This window comes from Bullifex porci, from assembly GCF_009695635.1.
GTDB classification, from domain to species: Bacteria; Spirochaetota; Spirochaetia; order Sphaerochaetales; family Sphaerochaetaceae; genus Bullifex; species Bullifex porci.
Genome location: NZ_VUNN01000014.1, coordinates 31662 through 46767 on the forward strand (window position 1 = coordinate 31662; position 15106 = coordinate 46767).

The window sequence follows — 15106 nt, forward strand, 5'->3', positions numbered from 1 at the left end:
AATGATCGAAACACAGGATAGTAAGAAAAAAGCTTTATTAGTAATCCCTATCGAGGATATTAATGATAGCAAGCTAAGAATAGATGAATTATCGTCCCTAGTAAAAACTATGGGACTAGAGGTGCTATCAGCTATTGTCTTTAAAATCAGAGAGTTTAATAGTGCTACTATGCTCGGTAAGGGACAATTAGAGGAGCTTAAGGATAATATTCTATACTTTGAATGTGACTGTGTAATCTTTGACACATCTCTTTCTCCAAGAGTATTAAGGAACCTAGAGAATGAGCTTGATATCTGTGTTATCGATAGAGAGGAAGTAATATTACAAATCTTTGCTGATAGAGCTCAAACTAAGGAAGCTAAGCTTCAGGTTGCGCTTGCAAGAAGCGAGTACTCACTTCCTCGCTTACGTCGTCGCTGGGAGGATTTATCACAGCAGAGAGGTGGTGTTAGAGGAAGCAAGGGCTCAGGAGAAAGACAGCTAGAGCTAGATAAAAGAAGCTTAAGTGAGAAGATAGTTGCTTTAAAAAGAGAGCTTGAGGAAGTAAAGAAAATAAGAAAAACTCAAAGAAAGAGTAGAGAGAAAAAGGATGCATACTCATTTGCATTAGTTGGCTATACAAATGCAGGAAAGAGCTCCTTATTAAATTTATTAACTAATGCAAATACATTAGTTGAGGATAAGTTTTTTGCAACGCTCGACCCAACTACTAGACAATTTAAGCTTAAAAATAGAATAGATGTAACTCTTACCGATACTGTAGGCTTTGTCTCAAATCTTCCACACCACCTAATAAGTGCCTTTTCATCAACTCTAGAGGAGGCTAAATATGCAGATACACTAATAATAGTTATCGATTTGGCTAATCCTGACTGTGAAAGGTGCCAGGAAACAACGCTGGAGGTTTTAGCCTCTCTAGGAGCTGGAGATAATGATAAAATAATCGTCTTTAATAAAATCGATAATATAGCAAATGATATTGCATATCAGCGCTTAAAGGTTAGTTATCCAAACCACATCGAAATAAGTGTTAAGGAAAGGAAGAATATCGATTTACTATTAGATGAGATGTATAAAAGAGTATTAGAGACGAAAAAACGCTCTACCATTTATCTTCCTCCTGAAGATGGTAAAGCGCTTAGTGAAATATATCGAAAATACACAGTACTTTCCTGTACCTATGAAAATGATAATCTAAAAGTTGAGTATCTAACCTAAGTTAACAAAGTCTCTAACAGGAATTGAGAACATAATACCCATACCCTTCTTCTTTAATATCTCCATATCCCCGATAGCTCTTTTAACGCTTTCGGCCTTTTCCCTTTCAATCACGATCATTATTATTTCCTTTTCAGGAACTAGCGGAGTTCCAAAGAACTTTACATCCTGCTCTGTAGAGGTTCCTCTAGCTGAGATAACAGTACCACCATTAGCACCTGCTCTTCTAGCAACTGCCATAATATCATCGCTATAGCCATCTTGGCAGATAACCTCTATCATCTCATATTTTACTTCCTGCATCTCATCCTCCCCATCAAAGCCTCTCATACAATCTAAAAGTAAAGCAACACCACTTACCTTTACTCCTCTACAGCTAGCTAAAATACTATCCTTAATGTCCTTACCAATTACCGAGAGTAAAACTTCCTTTTTACTATCCCCAAGTCCTAAGGCCGCCATGATAGAGTTAGTTGCTGTTCCTCTAGCTTGAATTATCGAGCCCCCAGGAGCGCCAGCTTCCCTAGCTTTCTTCATTAATGGGGAAGCTTCTCCCTTCTTAACTATTGCAATTAGTGTATAGCTATTCATTTTTCTTCCCCTTCTTTAAAGTAAGTCTATAGATAAGACCAAGTACCTCGATACATAGAATTGGCATCATAGCAATAAAGGCTATAAGACCAAAGGATGCATCTGAGCTTCCTCCTGCGGCTCCAATAGCATATGGAAGCAAAAACGCTGAGCTCATTGGTCCTGTTGCAACACCACCAGAGTCAAAGGCTATTGCTGAGAATAGCTTTGGAGTAAAAAGCATTAAGATAAGTATAACAGCATAACAAGGAATAATGAAAACTAAAATTGGTAAATGGAATACCGAGCGAGTTAAACCAAGCATAACTGCAATAGAGACAGCGACACATAGAGTAACCATCATTAAACTCTTTTTTATTGAACCCTGACTTACATCCTCAACCTGCTCTGTTAATACCCAAATTGCTGGCTCAGCTAATACAACACACGAGCCTAGAACACCACCAAGTAAAACTAATAATGGTTTAGAGAACTCAGCTAGAGTTGCTCCTAAGGTATTTGCAATTTGTGAGAATGAGAACTCAACTCCACAGGAAAATAGTACAAGTCCTACATAAGCATAAAGCATACCTAAGAACATCCTTAAAGCCTTATGAAATGGTAGCTTCATAAAGAATAGCTGCATAATAACGCATACTGCAAAGATCGGAATGAATGATATTCCCGTTGATTTAAAGCACGATAATAGGATCTGGAAAAATCCATGTGAAGCGCTATCAGCTACACTTGCACCAGCACTTTCAACATTAATAAAGGTTCCTAATACCATTACAGCTAGTATAGGTCCAATCGAAGAGAGTGCGACATAACCAAACTCACTCTCCTCATCCTTACCTCTTACCTTAGCAAGACCCATACCAAGAGCCATTATAAATGGTACACTCATTGGGCCCGTTGTTGCTCCACCTGCATCAAAGCCAATTGAAACAAAGAATGGAGGCACAAATAGAGCTAAGATTAATACGATAGAGTATCCTACAAATAAAATAACCTTTAAAGGAAGGTGCAAAATAGTTCTAATTAATGAGAGCATTAAAAATAATGCAACTCCAGAGGCTATAGCAATTATTAATGTGCTTTCACTTAAGCTATTTGATATTTTAGCAACCTGCTTAGCTAAAACCTCTACATCTGGCTCTGCAACTGTAATGATAAAGCCAAGACATAAGCTAACTAAAATAATTAGTAAAAGGCTCCTAGATTTAGTTATTGTAGCACCTATCTTATTGCCAACAGGCATAAGACCATTATTTACACCAGTTAAAAACAATGTAAGCCCAAAGATAACACATAGGCATGAAATGCCAAAGTTTAATATTTCATTTACACTTGACGATTTCAATAAAAGCGATAATATACTCGCTATTAGTGCGATGGGCAAAACAGATAGAGTTACTTCCTTAAGCTGTTTAAGTATATCCACTATTTATCCTTATATTTTGAGATTATCAAATTAAATATATCAAGCTTAAGATTAAAATGACAAGACTACAATAAGAAATGCAATAATAGCCCACCAGCTATTACACTAGCAATTTGACCAGATACATTTGCTCCTAATGCATAGTATAGTAGATGATTTTGCTTATTAGCCTCTAAGCCAACCTTCTCAACAACTCTAGATGACATTGGAAAGGCCGATATACCAGCTCCTCCAATTAAAGGATTAATCTTTTTCTTTAAGAAGATATTAACTATTTTTAAAAATAAGACACCACAAACTGTATCAAAGATAAATGCAAGAAGGCCAAAGCCCATTATCATAAGAGTCTCTATGCGAAGTATTTCAGGACCATTTAGCTTTGGAGCTATTGCAAGTCCAAGCAAAAGCGAAATTAGAGGTGATAAAATATTCTCTGCTGCTCTTTGAAGCTGTCCTAAAACCTGGCACTCCCTTAGAAGATTTCCAAACATAAGCATACCGACTAGAGCAATAGATTCAGGAGCTATAAAACCAGATATTATAGTAGTAATGATAGGAAATAATATTCTTGCTCTTGTTGAAACGACTTTACTGCTATACTGCATTTCAATTTCTCTTTCCTTTCGTGTGGTCATAGCCTTTAATACTACTGGCTGTATTATAGGAACTAACGCCATATAGGAATATGCGACTATTAAAATAGGAGCTATAAATGCTGATTGTAGCTTCATACTTACAAATATCGCAGTAGGACCATCGGCGGCTCCAATAATTCCTATGCTGGCAGCATCATTTATTGGGAAAAATAGTGATGCTATTAGCATAGTGATAAAAATACCACCTTGGCTAACAATACCAATTAATAGTAACCAGGGCTTTGATAAAAGAGGACCAAAGTCAATCATAGCGCCAATACCTATAAAAAGAAGTAGTGGGAAGACTTCATGGTCAGCTATACCAAAATTATATAGCCAAGCTAAAATTCCAGAGCTTGCAATAGTACTGTTTGGAATATTAACTAGAATAGCGCCAAAGCCCATAGGAAGGAGTAAGGTAGGCTCCATCTTCTTTTTGATGGCAAGATAAATCAGAAGACCACCAACTGCCATCATCACGATAGAATAAAATAGTTCTGATTTCATATTAAGAAAATAAATACAAAAACTAAAACTTTGTAAATAGTATTAGCATAGTTTCACTCTATCTTATGTAATTCATAAAAGATAAGTTATAAATTACTAGCTTTAAGCCTTTACCAATCCCTAAATAGGAAGGTACAAAAGTATGGAAACGTGTAAAGCTTTCCATCAAATCCAATATTAGTCATTGAAAGCTTAATTTCCCAAGCAACATCAGAGTATCATCCTCATTTAAGCTATCAAACCAGCCACGAGTAGTATCATTATCATGAGGAAGTGTATATGCAACAAAGTCTCTTGTGTAATTCATAGGTAAGAAATCATCTGAAGGATTATAGTTAACATTCTTACCATGAGAAAAAACAAACATCGAAATCTTCATACCAGAGAAGTCATTGCCAACACTGAAAAACAGTGGTAAGTCAGTTTCTCAAACAACCAATAGGAACAACATAGACACCATCTTGACGGCGATATGCGTAATCTCCAATCCCAGTTAAAACCATAAGGAAAGATGGTGTATTCATCTTATTGGTATCAATTTTTGCTGCCATTGTTTTAAGACTTTTCGCACCTTCTTCAATGAGTTTATCTCCACCAAGCTTTATTTCAATAAGACCATATTTACCATTCCTCAAATGAATAACAGCATCACATTCCTGTCCATCTTTGTCTCGGTAATGGTAAACCTTACCGTTCAGTGCGTCTGCAAAAACACGAAGATCTCTTATACAGAGCGTTTCAAAAAGAAAACCAAATGTCTTCAGATCATTTATCAGGTCGTTCGGACCGATACCCAATGCAGCTACAGCGATAGAAGGATCAACATAATAGCGAGTATCTGATGAACGAATCGCAGTTTTAGAACGAAGATTTGGATTCCAAGCAGGCATATCTTCTACAACAAAGATTTTCCTAAGTGCATTGATATAAGATGCAACAGTTTCCTCGTTTATCGACATTCCTTCTTTTGCAGAAATATCCTGTGCAAGCACAGTATTTGGTACTTGGCCGCCTTGATTTCTTGCATAGGAACGCATAAGACTCTGAACTCTTTCCGGATTTTTTTGTACATTGTCTGCCCTATTAATATCAGTGCGAACAACCGCATCGTAATAATCAAATGCTTGGTCTAAAGCAATTTCATCATGCATGCCCACCGATTGAGGCCACCCTCCTCGACACACAAGGAACGCTAGGCGCTCGATACTTATATTAGATTCTCCGTCAATTTCAGTGTTTCCTTCAAAAAGGTCTTTTATACTGACTTCACCTGTTGAGTCTCCAGACTCGTATAAGCTCATCGGTCGCATCGTAAGCCAGGCAAAACGACCTGTACCAGAGTGTGTAATTTCCTTGGTATCGGCGGGAACAGCAGAACCAGTGAGAACAAACTGTCCAAGAACACCACGATGGTCAACCTCAAAACGGATAGCATCCCATAGTTTCGGTGCAAGTTGCCATTCGTCAATCAGCCTCGGTGTTGCGCCCTTTAATAGTCGTTTTGGGCTCACCTCGGACATAGAAATGTTTTGCTCTTTCTTTTCAGGGTCATCCATATATAAAATACTTGCAGCGAGTTGCTCAGCAGTTGTGGTTTTACCGCACCACTTTGGACCTTCAATCAACACCGCACCTTTACCTTCCAACTTTCGTTTTAGGATATCGTCGGCAATTCTTTTTCGATAGTTTTCCATTTTGAGCACCTCGTATCATTCATATTGTCTATATTATACACAAGAATTATAAATTTCTCGATATTTTTCCGACGATTGGCTAAATATTTTTCCGACGATTGGCTAAAAATTTTTCCGATGGTTGGCGTAATATTGTTAATAAAGGTGGAATAAATGCATCATATCGCTGGAATCACAATTAATCATCGAAGTTCCAAAATTATCAATAGCACCAATTAGCTTTTATTTAAGCAATAAAATCAAAACTACCGGCTTAGCCGGTAGCTTTAATCTATTTAGCACTATTTGTTTGTGTGTACAGCACTCTTTTAAGTATTAATCTAAGCTCTCTCTCTTTCACTAGCTGTTTTGCCATCACGACCAGTTAGTCTTACAAGGTGCTTAAAGCGTGATAACCTATAATCATCAAAAGCACCACTAACCATTCTCCAGCTCCAGTTTTTATCATTACACGTTGAAGGATAGTTCATTCTAGCTTCGTTACCAAGCTCTAAGATATCCTGCATTGGTATAATAGCAATATCTGCGTTAGAGAACATAACTGCTCTAATTAAAGCCCAAACAGCTTCTCTATCATCACACGCAAGATACTCTCTAACCATGTGCTTATCATCCTCTGATAAGCTATCAAACCAACCGCGAGTAGTGTCATTATCGTGAGTACCTGTATATGCAACAAAGTCTCTTGTGTAATTCATAGGTAAGAAATCATCTGAAGGATTATAGTTACCATTCTTATCACGAGAAAAACCAAACATTGCAATCTTCATACCAGGAAAGCCATTAGAGTCTCTAAGCTTCTTAACACTATCTGTCATAAGCCCTAAATCCTCTGCAATAATAGGAAGCTCACCAAGCTCCTTCCTAATTGTTTCAAAAAGCTTCTTACCTGGACTCTTCTTCCACTTACCATGCTCAGCAGTCTTAGCTGATGCTGCTATCTCATAATAAGCATCAAGGCCTCTAAAATGATCAATTCTTAAGATATCTGTCATATGAAGAAGACGCTTAATTCTCTGAAGCCACCATTCAAAGCCACTTTCCTCATGCTTCTTCCAATCATAAACAGGGTTACCCCAAAGCTGACCTGTAGCACTAAAGTTATCTGGTGGAACACCAGAGACAGCACTATAGTGCCCCTTATCATCGGTTTTCAATAAATCTAAATGAGCCCATGCATCTGCAGAATCTGCACCAACGAAAATTGGGATATCACCAATAGTCTTAATACCTAAGCTCTTTGTATATATATGAAGTCTATTAAGCTGGTCATCAAATAAATATTGAAGTGCATACCAAACCTTAAGCTCTTCTTTCTTCTCTTTTTTAATTCGTTCTATAGTCTTAGGATCTCTAAAGCCCTCTTTTTCATCCCAAATACTATACCAACGAGCATCGTTATACTTTTCATAGAGAACCATGAATAAAGCATAGTCCTCAAGCCAAAAGCTCTCTCTTGCTAAAAAGTCTAAATAGGACTTTCTTCTAGAGTTTTTCTTAAGGAAGGCTTTAGCAGCCTTCTTTAAAAGTGGAAGCTTATATTCAATAACTGAATTAAAATCAACCTTATTAGAAGGGAAATTAGGATGAACTAAATCCTCCTGCTCTAAATATCCATCCTTATATAAAAGCTCTGGTGAGATAAGTAGCTCATTACCAGCAAAGGTTGAACGAGCAGAATAAGGACTATTTCCATAGCCAGTTGGACCAAGTGGAAGTAGCTGCCAAAGATTTGCACCACTCTCTTTTACTTTATCAGCAAAACGATATGCAGCAGGACCTAAGTCTCCTATTCCATACTCTGAATCGAGACTTGTTATATGCATTAATATTCCAGATGATCTACTACCATCAATATTCATTATTATATCTCCTTGAGAGTATTACCTTCTCTAAACTCAAATGGAAAGCTATGATGACTCTCAACATCCTCGCCTTCAAGTACCTTAAATAGTAACTCAGCACTCATGATGCCCTTCTTCTCTGCATCCTGAACTACTGTAGTTAAGCATAGCCCTGATGAATAGGTACTAAAAATTCCATCAAAGCCGACTATTGAAACATCCTCAGGAACACGCTTTCCAAAGGCTCTTGCCCTATCGATAACGCCTAAAGCAACTACATCAGACATACAAACGATACAGGTGTAATCACCATTTTCAAAGAAGTCAGCGGCAACCTTTGAGCCATCCTGGAAGGTAGCAAGACAAGAAACTATATTAATATCCTTTAGTGACATATTGTATTCACCTAAAGCCTTCTCATACCCTGCTTGACGCCTTCTAACTATAGTTTTAGTTTCCTGTGGAGTGAGCTGAGCATAGGCGTCAAAGGGGAGAGAAATAACAGCTATCTTCCTATGCCCCTTTTCGAGAACTGCCTTCATCTCTTCATAGGCAGCACTCATATCATCAATTGAAAGGTTTATAGGGCCATCCTCATCGGCACCATCGATGAGGACTAAAGGAAGCTTTCTTCTTCTTAAGGATTCTCTAATTTGAGGATCAAACCAAAGCCCCATCGAAATAAGACCATCAACAGTAGCATTATTAATTGCTTCAGAAATCGATGAGTGAACTGGAGGAATTATAGTTAGAGTATAATCATTACGCTCTGCAACAATTCCAATACCTCTTAATACAGATTGAGTATAAGGGTTCGATAGAGAATCTGATAAGCTTTGAGGAAGCAAAAAGCCAATAGATTTATGACGACCTAAAGAGAAATTACGCGCCATAGGATCAGGGGTGTATTCAAGCCTTTTAGCAACCTCTAAAATCTTGTCTCTTGCCTCCTGGCTAATTCTAGAAGGAGAGTTAAAAGCAAAGGATACAGTAGTTTTTGAATATCCTGTTTCTCTAGCAATATCACTAATCGTTGTTTTTTTACTGCTTTTCAAAGCTCTCCTCCTTTTTTTTATTGTATTATTAGCCCTTTACAGCACCTGCGGCAACACCCTTAATGATATATTTCTGACAACATAGATAGAAAATGATGACAGGAATAATACCCATGAGGATGATAGCCATTGTAGCACCAAGCTCTACAGCACCATAGCTACCCTTTAGGTACTGAACCTGAATAGGAATTGTTCTATAAAGGTTCTTATCGAGTACAAGATATGGTAGTAGATAGTCATTCCATACCCACATGATCTCAAGGATAGCAACACTGATAAGTGTTGGCTTTAGAACAGGAAGAACAATCTGGAAATATGTTCTAACAGGTCCACAGCCATCGATTGCTGCTGCCTCTTCCATTCCAAGTGGAACACTCTTTACGAAGCCAGAGAATGTGAATATTGCTAAGCCTGCACCAAAACCAAGATAAATAATTGGAATTGTATATGGAGTATTTAGCTTTAGAGTATCTGCTGTACGTGAGAGTGTAAACATAACCATCTGGAAAGGAACTACCATTGAGAATACACAAAGATAGTAAACAATTCTAGCAATTAGAGAATCGACTCTAGAAACATACCATGCACTCATTGAGGTACAAAGGAGGATAAGAGCTGTTGAGAAAATTGTTATATAAAATGAGTAGAATACACTTTTAAGGAAGTTGTAGTTACCCATAGACATACCAGTAACAAAGTTCATAAAGCCTGCCCACATCTCACCTGTAGGGAGAGCAAAGGTATTTGTCTTAACGAATGAGTTTAATTTAAATGCGTTTAAAACAACGATTACTACAGGAATAACCCAGAAAATACAAATTACAGTAAATAAAATAGTAAGGAAGGTATTGAACCTCTTTTCACCTTTAAGAGCTGCCATTACTGCTGTACCTCCTTCTCTCTTGTAAACTTAAGCTGTAGCAAGCCAAGTGCTGCTACGAAGATGAAGAATACTACAGCCTTAGCCTGAGCAAAGCCTCTTGCTGCGGTGTTAGAGCCATAGAACTCTGTATAGATGTTAAGTGCAAGCATTTCTGTTGTCTTAATTTGTGTTGCACCCTTCCAAATAAATGGCTGACCTGCTGTAAGAGCAATGTTCTGGTCGAAGAGCTTAAAGCCATTAGAAAGTGAGAGGAATAAACAAATTGTGAAGGAGCTCATCATGTTAGGAATTGTAACCTTGAAGAGCTTCTGCATACCTGTAGCACCATCAATCTCTGCAGCCTCAAGCATATCCTCAGGAATTGCCTGTAAGCCAGCGATGTAAAGAATCATCATATAACCGATCTGCTGCCAGCACATTACTATTACTAAGCCCCAGAAGCCATATTTAGTCTCAAGAAGAATAGAAGTATCGAACTTAGATAAAATACCATCAAAGATCATAGACCAAATGTGACCTAGTACGATACCACCAATAAGGTTAGGCATAAAGAATACAGTTCTAAATAGATTACTACCCTTAATACCCTTAGTAAGAATATATGCAATTGCAAATGCAAATACGTTAATTAGTACAACCGATACTATAGTATATAAGGCTGTGTACCAGAATGCATGGAAAAATGTTGGATCTTGGAATACCTTTACATAGTTTGCAAGACCTACCCATTGAACCTTAGAAGTTACTCTAAATTGACAAAATGATAGATAAATACCCTGAATAAAAGGCCATACGAAGCCAATCACAAAACAAATAATAGTAGGTCCCATAAAGAGAGGAAACCAATGCTTAATAGGTTTCTTAATAAGCTGGGAACTAAAGCCGCCCTCAACTCGGCGAGGTTTCTTTGTCTTAGCCATCTTTAAAATCTCCAAAAATGATAGCGAAACATGAATTAGAAATAAAGGGCGGGTAATGCCCGCCCCTCAAGTACGAACATTCAGACTACTGATTGTTCTTAGCGTAGTGGTTTGCCCATCCTTGGACGAATGCTGTTTCAACACCCTTCCATGTAGCATCAGATGGAGCGTTATCATACTGGTTCATTGCAGAAACAACACCAGCTCTCCAGTCATCTACTGCAGGAGTATAGTTGAATGCCCAAGTCATTACATAGCAACCATTCTTGTTATATTCGTTAGCCTGATCGAGGAATACGTTGTTAGATGGAGCTGCCTTCTTGTATGGGATAGCACCAAATGTCTGAGCAAGGAGCTTTGTACCTGTCTCTGAAGTAACCATCCAAACCATGAAATCCATAGTAGCATCGATATCTTCCTGAGCAGCTTCAGCGTTGATAGCCCAGCAACCCTCTGTACCACAGTTTAAACCAGCCTTTTCTTCACCTGGAACACCTGCGTAGAATGGGATCATAGCGAGATCTGCAGGATTCATACCGTACTTACCTGTGAGAGCATCAAATTCCCAGTTACCATTCTGATAGAATACTGCCTGGCCCTTACCGAACTCAGCTTCAGCATCGTAACCACCTGTTGCAAGTGAGTTAGGAGCATATGCACTGTTGTTGATGTAGAGGTCCCAAATATTCTTGAAGTTAGGGAGGTACTTACCTGAGATTGTAGCAGGAGTAGCTGTCCAACCACCAGCATCTCTTGATTCATAGAATAATGCTACGTTAGCAAGGTGACCTGAGAATCTCCATGAAGATGAACCGTCCATACCGGATGATGTGAATGCATCAAAACCAAGAGTCTTGCTTCTTGCGTGGATGTCTTCAGCAATAGCCTTGAGAGAAGCGAAATCCTTAATCTGGTCGATTGAGTATCCAGCCTTAGCAAGGAGAGCCTTGTTTACGATGATACCAAAGCATTCATATGTATAACCGATTGAGCAGAGCTTACCGTTCTTATCATAAAGGTTGTATGCATCTGTGCTGAGCTCAGCTTCGATTGCTGTACCTCTAAGGTCGAGACAGAAATCACCCCAAGAATCAACAGCACCCTGGTTACCTACAACAAATAATGTAGGAGGATTTGACTTATCCATTTCAGCTGTAAGAGTCTCGTTGTATGTACCTGAAGCAGCTGTTACAACTTTAACATCAACACCAGTTTCTGCTTTATAAGCCTTTGCAACTTCCTGAAGAACACTATCTGATTCTGGCTTGAAGTTGAGCCAGTATACAGAACCCTGTTTAGCTGGAGCTTCACTAGCACCCTGTGCAAAAACAGTTGTAAGTGCAATGAGAGCAACAAGCATGATTGTTAAAACTTTTTTCATTTCTTACTCCTTTTTGAATAATTATTTTTTATTTGATAACTTAATGCTAAACCGGTTTTGTAAACCGGTCAACTAAAATTTTTAAAAATATTTTTTCGATAAAAAAACTAAAAGGAGTTAAAAAAAATAAAAACTTCTAACTCCTTAAATTAAAATAAAATATTTAAGATAATAACGGAATAATACAAATAATCTATATCAGATTATTACATAATCATTTGAATCGCTTTAAAAATTCTTCCTTATAACGAAGGAATTCATCTATACTCATCATTGCTTTAGTAGCTGCAGCATCAACAGACATAGTACCATTTATAACCTGCATCATTAGATTTTCAAATTTTCTTTTTTCACTACCCCTTTCAAAGCTCTGCATTGAAAAACTATCTTCATTAGATGCGCTAGCATTAAAATTTAAATCACAAACCTGCTGTACCTTTCCTTCAAAATCCTTAGCCATAATATTAATATCCTACTAATTGAAGTTATTCCCTTTAACCATTGTTATATCGTATAAGAAAATACTATACAATATATGAGCTATTCAATTTTTGTATATTTTTTAATCATTATGAGTTTTTTTAAATCTTAGAGGTCTTAATAGATAATCTTTATGATTAAACCGTTAAGGAATTAGGCTTGAATTTCAAGCATATAGTAATATTGCATTACTATTAATGGACATGTGTGGCAGGGTACCAAAGACCTCCGTGTCCGTGAGTGGACCTGCCCGGAATGCGGGGTGTATCACGACAGGGACGTGAATGCCGCGGTGAACATACTCGCTGAGGCAAAGCGTATCATGAACCGAATGGAACAGGCGAAGGACGCCTAGATGTTTATAGTAGGATTTATTTCAGCATAGTTACCAATAGGAATTCAGCATAGTTACCAATAGAGAAAGGGACAGTTGCAACAAGCTTGTCCCACGAAAGAAACTCTTAGCAACGTACATCAAAAAAAAGCTAAGGAGTTTCAAAGGAAAGATGCTGAAAATGTCCCAAGTAACAAGTATAAGGGAACAATGGAGCGAAGGAAAGACGATTAGCGAGATAGCAAGAACGCAATTAAAATACGGGATAATAATCTCTACAGAAGCATATAATATGATTGTGGAATAGAAAAATGCAACAAATCACAAAAATCTATTTCAATGTCCTGCTGACATATTGATTTTTGAAGTCTATTTGGATGTAATAGAATAGAAAAGCGCAACATGTTGCAAAAATCTTTTTCAAGGAGGTTTTGAGATGGAGATTCGCAGAGATTTTTATTTGGATAAATTGATAAAAAGAAAGAATAATGGACTGATTAAGGTAATTACCGGTATTCGCCGATGTGGTAAATCCTATTTGCTGAATAATCTGTTTTATCATCACTTATTAGAAAGCGGAATTGATGCAGACCACATTATCCGTTTTGCTTTTGATTCAGCAGATGATCTTTATCTGATTGGAGAAAGCCTGATCCAAATTGAAAAGGAAAAGCGTGGAGTTGACCCTGAAAAGTTCATGGCATATATCCGTTCCAAGGTTGTAGGCGAAGGAATGTATTATCTGCTACTTGATGAAATTCAGATGTTGGATTGCTTTGAAGCTGTTCTGAATGGCTATCTACGTAAAGATAATATGGATGTATTTGTGACTGGAAGTAACGCAAAACTTTTGTCCAAAGATATAGCCACCGAGTTCGCCGGTCGTGGAGACGAGGTTCACATGTATCCGCTGAGTTTTGCAGAATTTATGACCGTTTACACCGGCGATAAATACATGGGCTTGTCTGAGTATATGATGTATGGTGGTATTCCTCTGGTCGTTCTTCGTGAGGGAGCGAATGATAAGGCAGTTGCATTGCAGAATATGTTCAATGAAATTTATCTTCGAGATATTACCAAACGTAACCGAGTAAAGAACATCGGAGAACTGGAAGATCTTCTGAATATTCTTTCCTCTGCCATTGGCTCACTGACCAATCCGGAAAAATTGAAGAATACTTTCAAGACCGTAAAAAAATCCAGAATCACTTCTGCTACCATTAAGAAATATCTGGATTATTTTGAGGATTCTTTCTTGATTGAATTAGCACAAAGATATGACATTAAAGGGAAGGCATATATTGAAACTCCGAAGAAATATTATTTTTCCGATCTTGGCCTTCGTAATGCCAGAATTAATTTCCGTCAATTCGAGCAGACTCATTCTATGGAGAATGTAATTTACAACGAACTTCGTATGCGTGGCTATAGCGTGGATGTAGGTGTAATACCGATTGCAGAGCGAGATCAGGATGGTAAGGTTATCCGCAAACAACTTGAAGTCGATTTTGTATGTAATCTTGGTTCTTCTAGATACTACATTCAGTCTGCATACTCGCTGCCAGATGAAGCGAAGCGTACTCAGGAAATAAGGCCGTTCAGAAAGATTGATGATTCTTTCAAAAAGATTGTTATCACAAAAGATATTGTTCAGCCATATTATGATGACTATGGTATCTTGACTGTAAACATTTATGACTTCCTCCTTGATCCGCAAATTCTTGAAAAATAAACAATGTAAACTCATGTTGCAAATCCCAGTTTTGAACTATTTCTGTTGCTCCATTTGCGAAAACTCTTTTCAAGAAATAATTGAGCCAAACGCAGATTCTATATTGAGAAATCAAAAAGAATGTAAGGAACGAAGATATATTGATAAACTATTTTCAAAAGTTAGTAGTATTAATGCCAAGCAAAACCCTGAAGTTGGAAAGCTTGCAGAAAAGCTTGATATTGCAATTTCTGAGGAATGCAATGTTAATTAGGAAATTCAAAAGGCAATTGGCCAGCTAACCAGCAATGTTGGAAAAGTGATTCAGTCTATCCGTGATGATGCAGATTTTGATGATTAAAACTTATTCTTTCATGCTGCATGCTCTATTTGGGTTCATTACGTCTTTCCTTGTGTTCTTGCTGGCGC

At 37.6% G+C, this 15106-nt stretch carries 15 protein-coding genes; 4 read left to right on the forward strand and 11 right to left on the reverse strand.

Translation table 11 applies throughout. The annotated features are described in order from the left end of the window. Position 1 precedes the first annotated feature (1 nt). Positions 2 to 1219: a GTPase HflX gene (hflX, locus tag FYJ80_RS07640; protein ID WP_154425633.1), complete on the forward strand. Its 1218-nt coding sequence runs from the start codon at positions 2 to 4 to the stop codon at positions 1217 to 1219. Here the strand turns inward: hflX and FYJ80_RS07645 are convergent. The 11 genes from FYJ80_RS07645 to FYJ80_RS07695 all read right to left on the reverse strand — a co-directional run bounded on the left by FYJ80_RS07645 (position 1211) and on the right by FYJ80_RS07695 (position 12612). After that, positions 1211 to 1810 (reverse strand): P-II family nitrogen regulator, encoded by a 600-nt coding sequence (locus FYJ80_RS07645; RefSeq protein ID WP_154425635.1) that lies wholly within the window; start codon positions 1808 to 1810, stop codon positions 1211 to 1213. The genes hflX and FYJ80_RS07645 overlap by 9 nt on opposite strands. Then, positions 1803 to 3233, reverse strand: coding sequence for a DUF1538 domain-containing protein (locus FYJ80_RS07650; protein ID WP_154425637.1), 1431 nt, complete (start codon positions 3231 to 3233; stop codon positions 1803 to 1805). Before FYJ80_RS07650 ends, FYJ80_RS07645 begins: the two co-directional genes overlap by 8 nt. Positions 3234 to 3298: 65 nt before the next feature. Beyond that, positions 3299 to 4375, reverse strand: a complete 1077-nt coding sequence (locus FYJ80_RS07655; protein ID WP_154425639.1) for a sodium ion-translocating decarboxylase subunit beta — start codon at positions 4373 to 4375, stop codon at positions 3299 to 3301. A 181-nt stretch (positions 4376 to 4556) separates the two neighbouring features. Then, on the reverse strand, positions 4557 to 4754 hold the full coding sequence (locus tag FYJ80_RS07660; RefSeq protein WP_154425641.1) for a 4-alpha-glucanotransferase: 198 nt from the start codon (positions 4752 to 4754) through the stop codon (positions 4557 to 4559). A 40-nt stretch (positions 4755 to 4794) separates the two neighbouring features. Further along, on the reverse strand, positions 4795 to 6069 hold the full coding sequence (locus tag FYJ80_RS07665; RefSeq protein ID WP_154425643.1) for an ATP-binding protein: 1275 nt from the start codon (positions 6067 to 6069) through the stop codon (positions 4795 to 4797). Positions 6070 to 6389: 320 nt separating this feature from the next. Then, on the reverse strand, positions 6390 to 7931 hold the full coding sequence (gene malQ / locus FYJ80_RS07670) for a 4-alpha-glucanotransferase (protein ID WP_154425645.1): 1542 nt from the start codon (positions 7929 to 7931) through the stop codon (positions 6390 to 6392). Between the two features lie 2 nt (positions 7932 to 7933). Further along, complete coding sequence (locus tag FYJ80_RS07675) at positions 7934 to 8968, reverse strand: LacI family DNA-binding transcriptional regulator (protein ID WP_154425647.1); 1035 nt, start codon at positions 8966 to 8968, stop codon at positions 7934 to 7936. A gap of 28 nt (positions 8969 to 8996) precedes the next feature. Continuing rightward, positions 8997 to 9848, reverse strand: coding sequence for a carbohydrate ABC transporter permease (locus tag FYJ80_RS07680; protein WP_154425649.1), 852 nt, complete (start codon positions 9846 to 9848; stop codon positions 8997 to 8999). Continuing rightward, positions 9848 to 10771 (reverse strand): carbohydrate ABC transporter permease, encoded by a 924-nt coding sequence (locus FYJ80_RS07685; protein WP_154425651.1) that lies wholly within the window; start codon positions 10769 to 10771, stop codon positions 9848 to 9850. The genes FYJ80_RS07680 and FYJ80_RS07685 overlap by 1 nt, the downstream gene beginning before the upstream one ends. Positions 10772 to 10856: 85 nt before the next feature. Further along, positions 10857 to 12152 carry an ABC transporter substrate-binding protein gene (locus tag FYJ80_RS07690; RefSeq protein ID WP_154425653.1) on the reverse strand — a complete coding sequence of 432 codons (1296 nt, stop codon included), beginning with the start codon at positions 12150 to 12152 and terminating at the stop codon, positions 10857 to 10859. Positions 12153 to 12366: 214 nt separating this feature from the next. Further along, the gene (locus tag FYJ80_RS07695) at positions 12367 to 12612 is read right to left on the reverse strand and encodes a hypothetical protein (RefSeq protein ID WP_154425655.1); all 246 of its coding nucleotides are present in this window, start codon (positions 12610 to 12612) and stop codon (positions 12367 to 12369) included. A gap of 225 nt (positions 12613 to 12837) precedes the next feature. Between FYJ80_RS07695 and FYJ80_RS12060 the strand changes: the two genes are divergently transcribed. From FYJ80_RS12060 to FYJ80_RS07710, 3 genes are all read left to right on the forward strand, one after another. Then, positions 12838 to 12987, forward strand: a complete 150-nt coding sequence (locus FYJ80_RS12060) for a zinc ribbon domain-containing protein (protein WP_206361026.1) — start codon at positions 12838 to 12840, stop codon at positions 12985 to 12987. Positions 12988 to 13402: 415 nt separating this feature from the next. Next, a complete protein-coding gene (locus tag FYJ80_RS07705) occupies positions 13403 to 14698 on the forward strand; it encodes an ATP-binding protein (RefSeq protein ID WP_154425657.1) in 1296 nt (431 codons plus the stop codon). 13 nt (positions 14699 to 14711) lie between these two features. After that, entirely contained in the window at positions 14712 to 14951 is a 240-nt protein-coding gene (locus FYJ80_RS07710; protein WP_154425659.1) for a hypothetical protein, read from the forward strand. Positions 14952 to 15106: the final 155 nt, after the last annotated feature.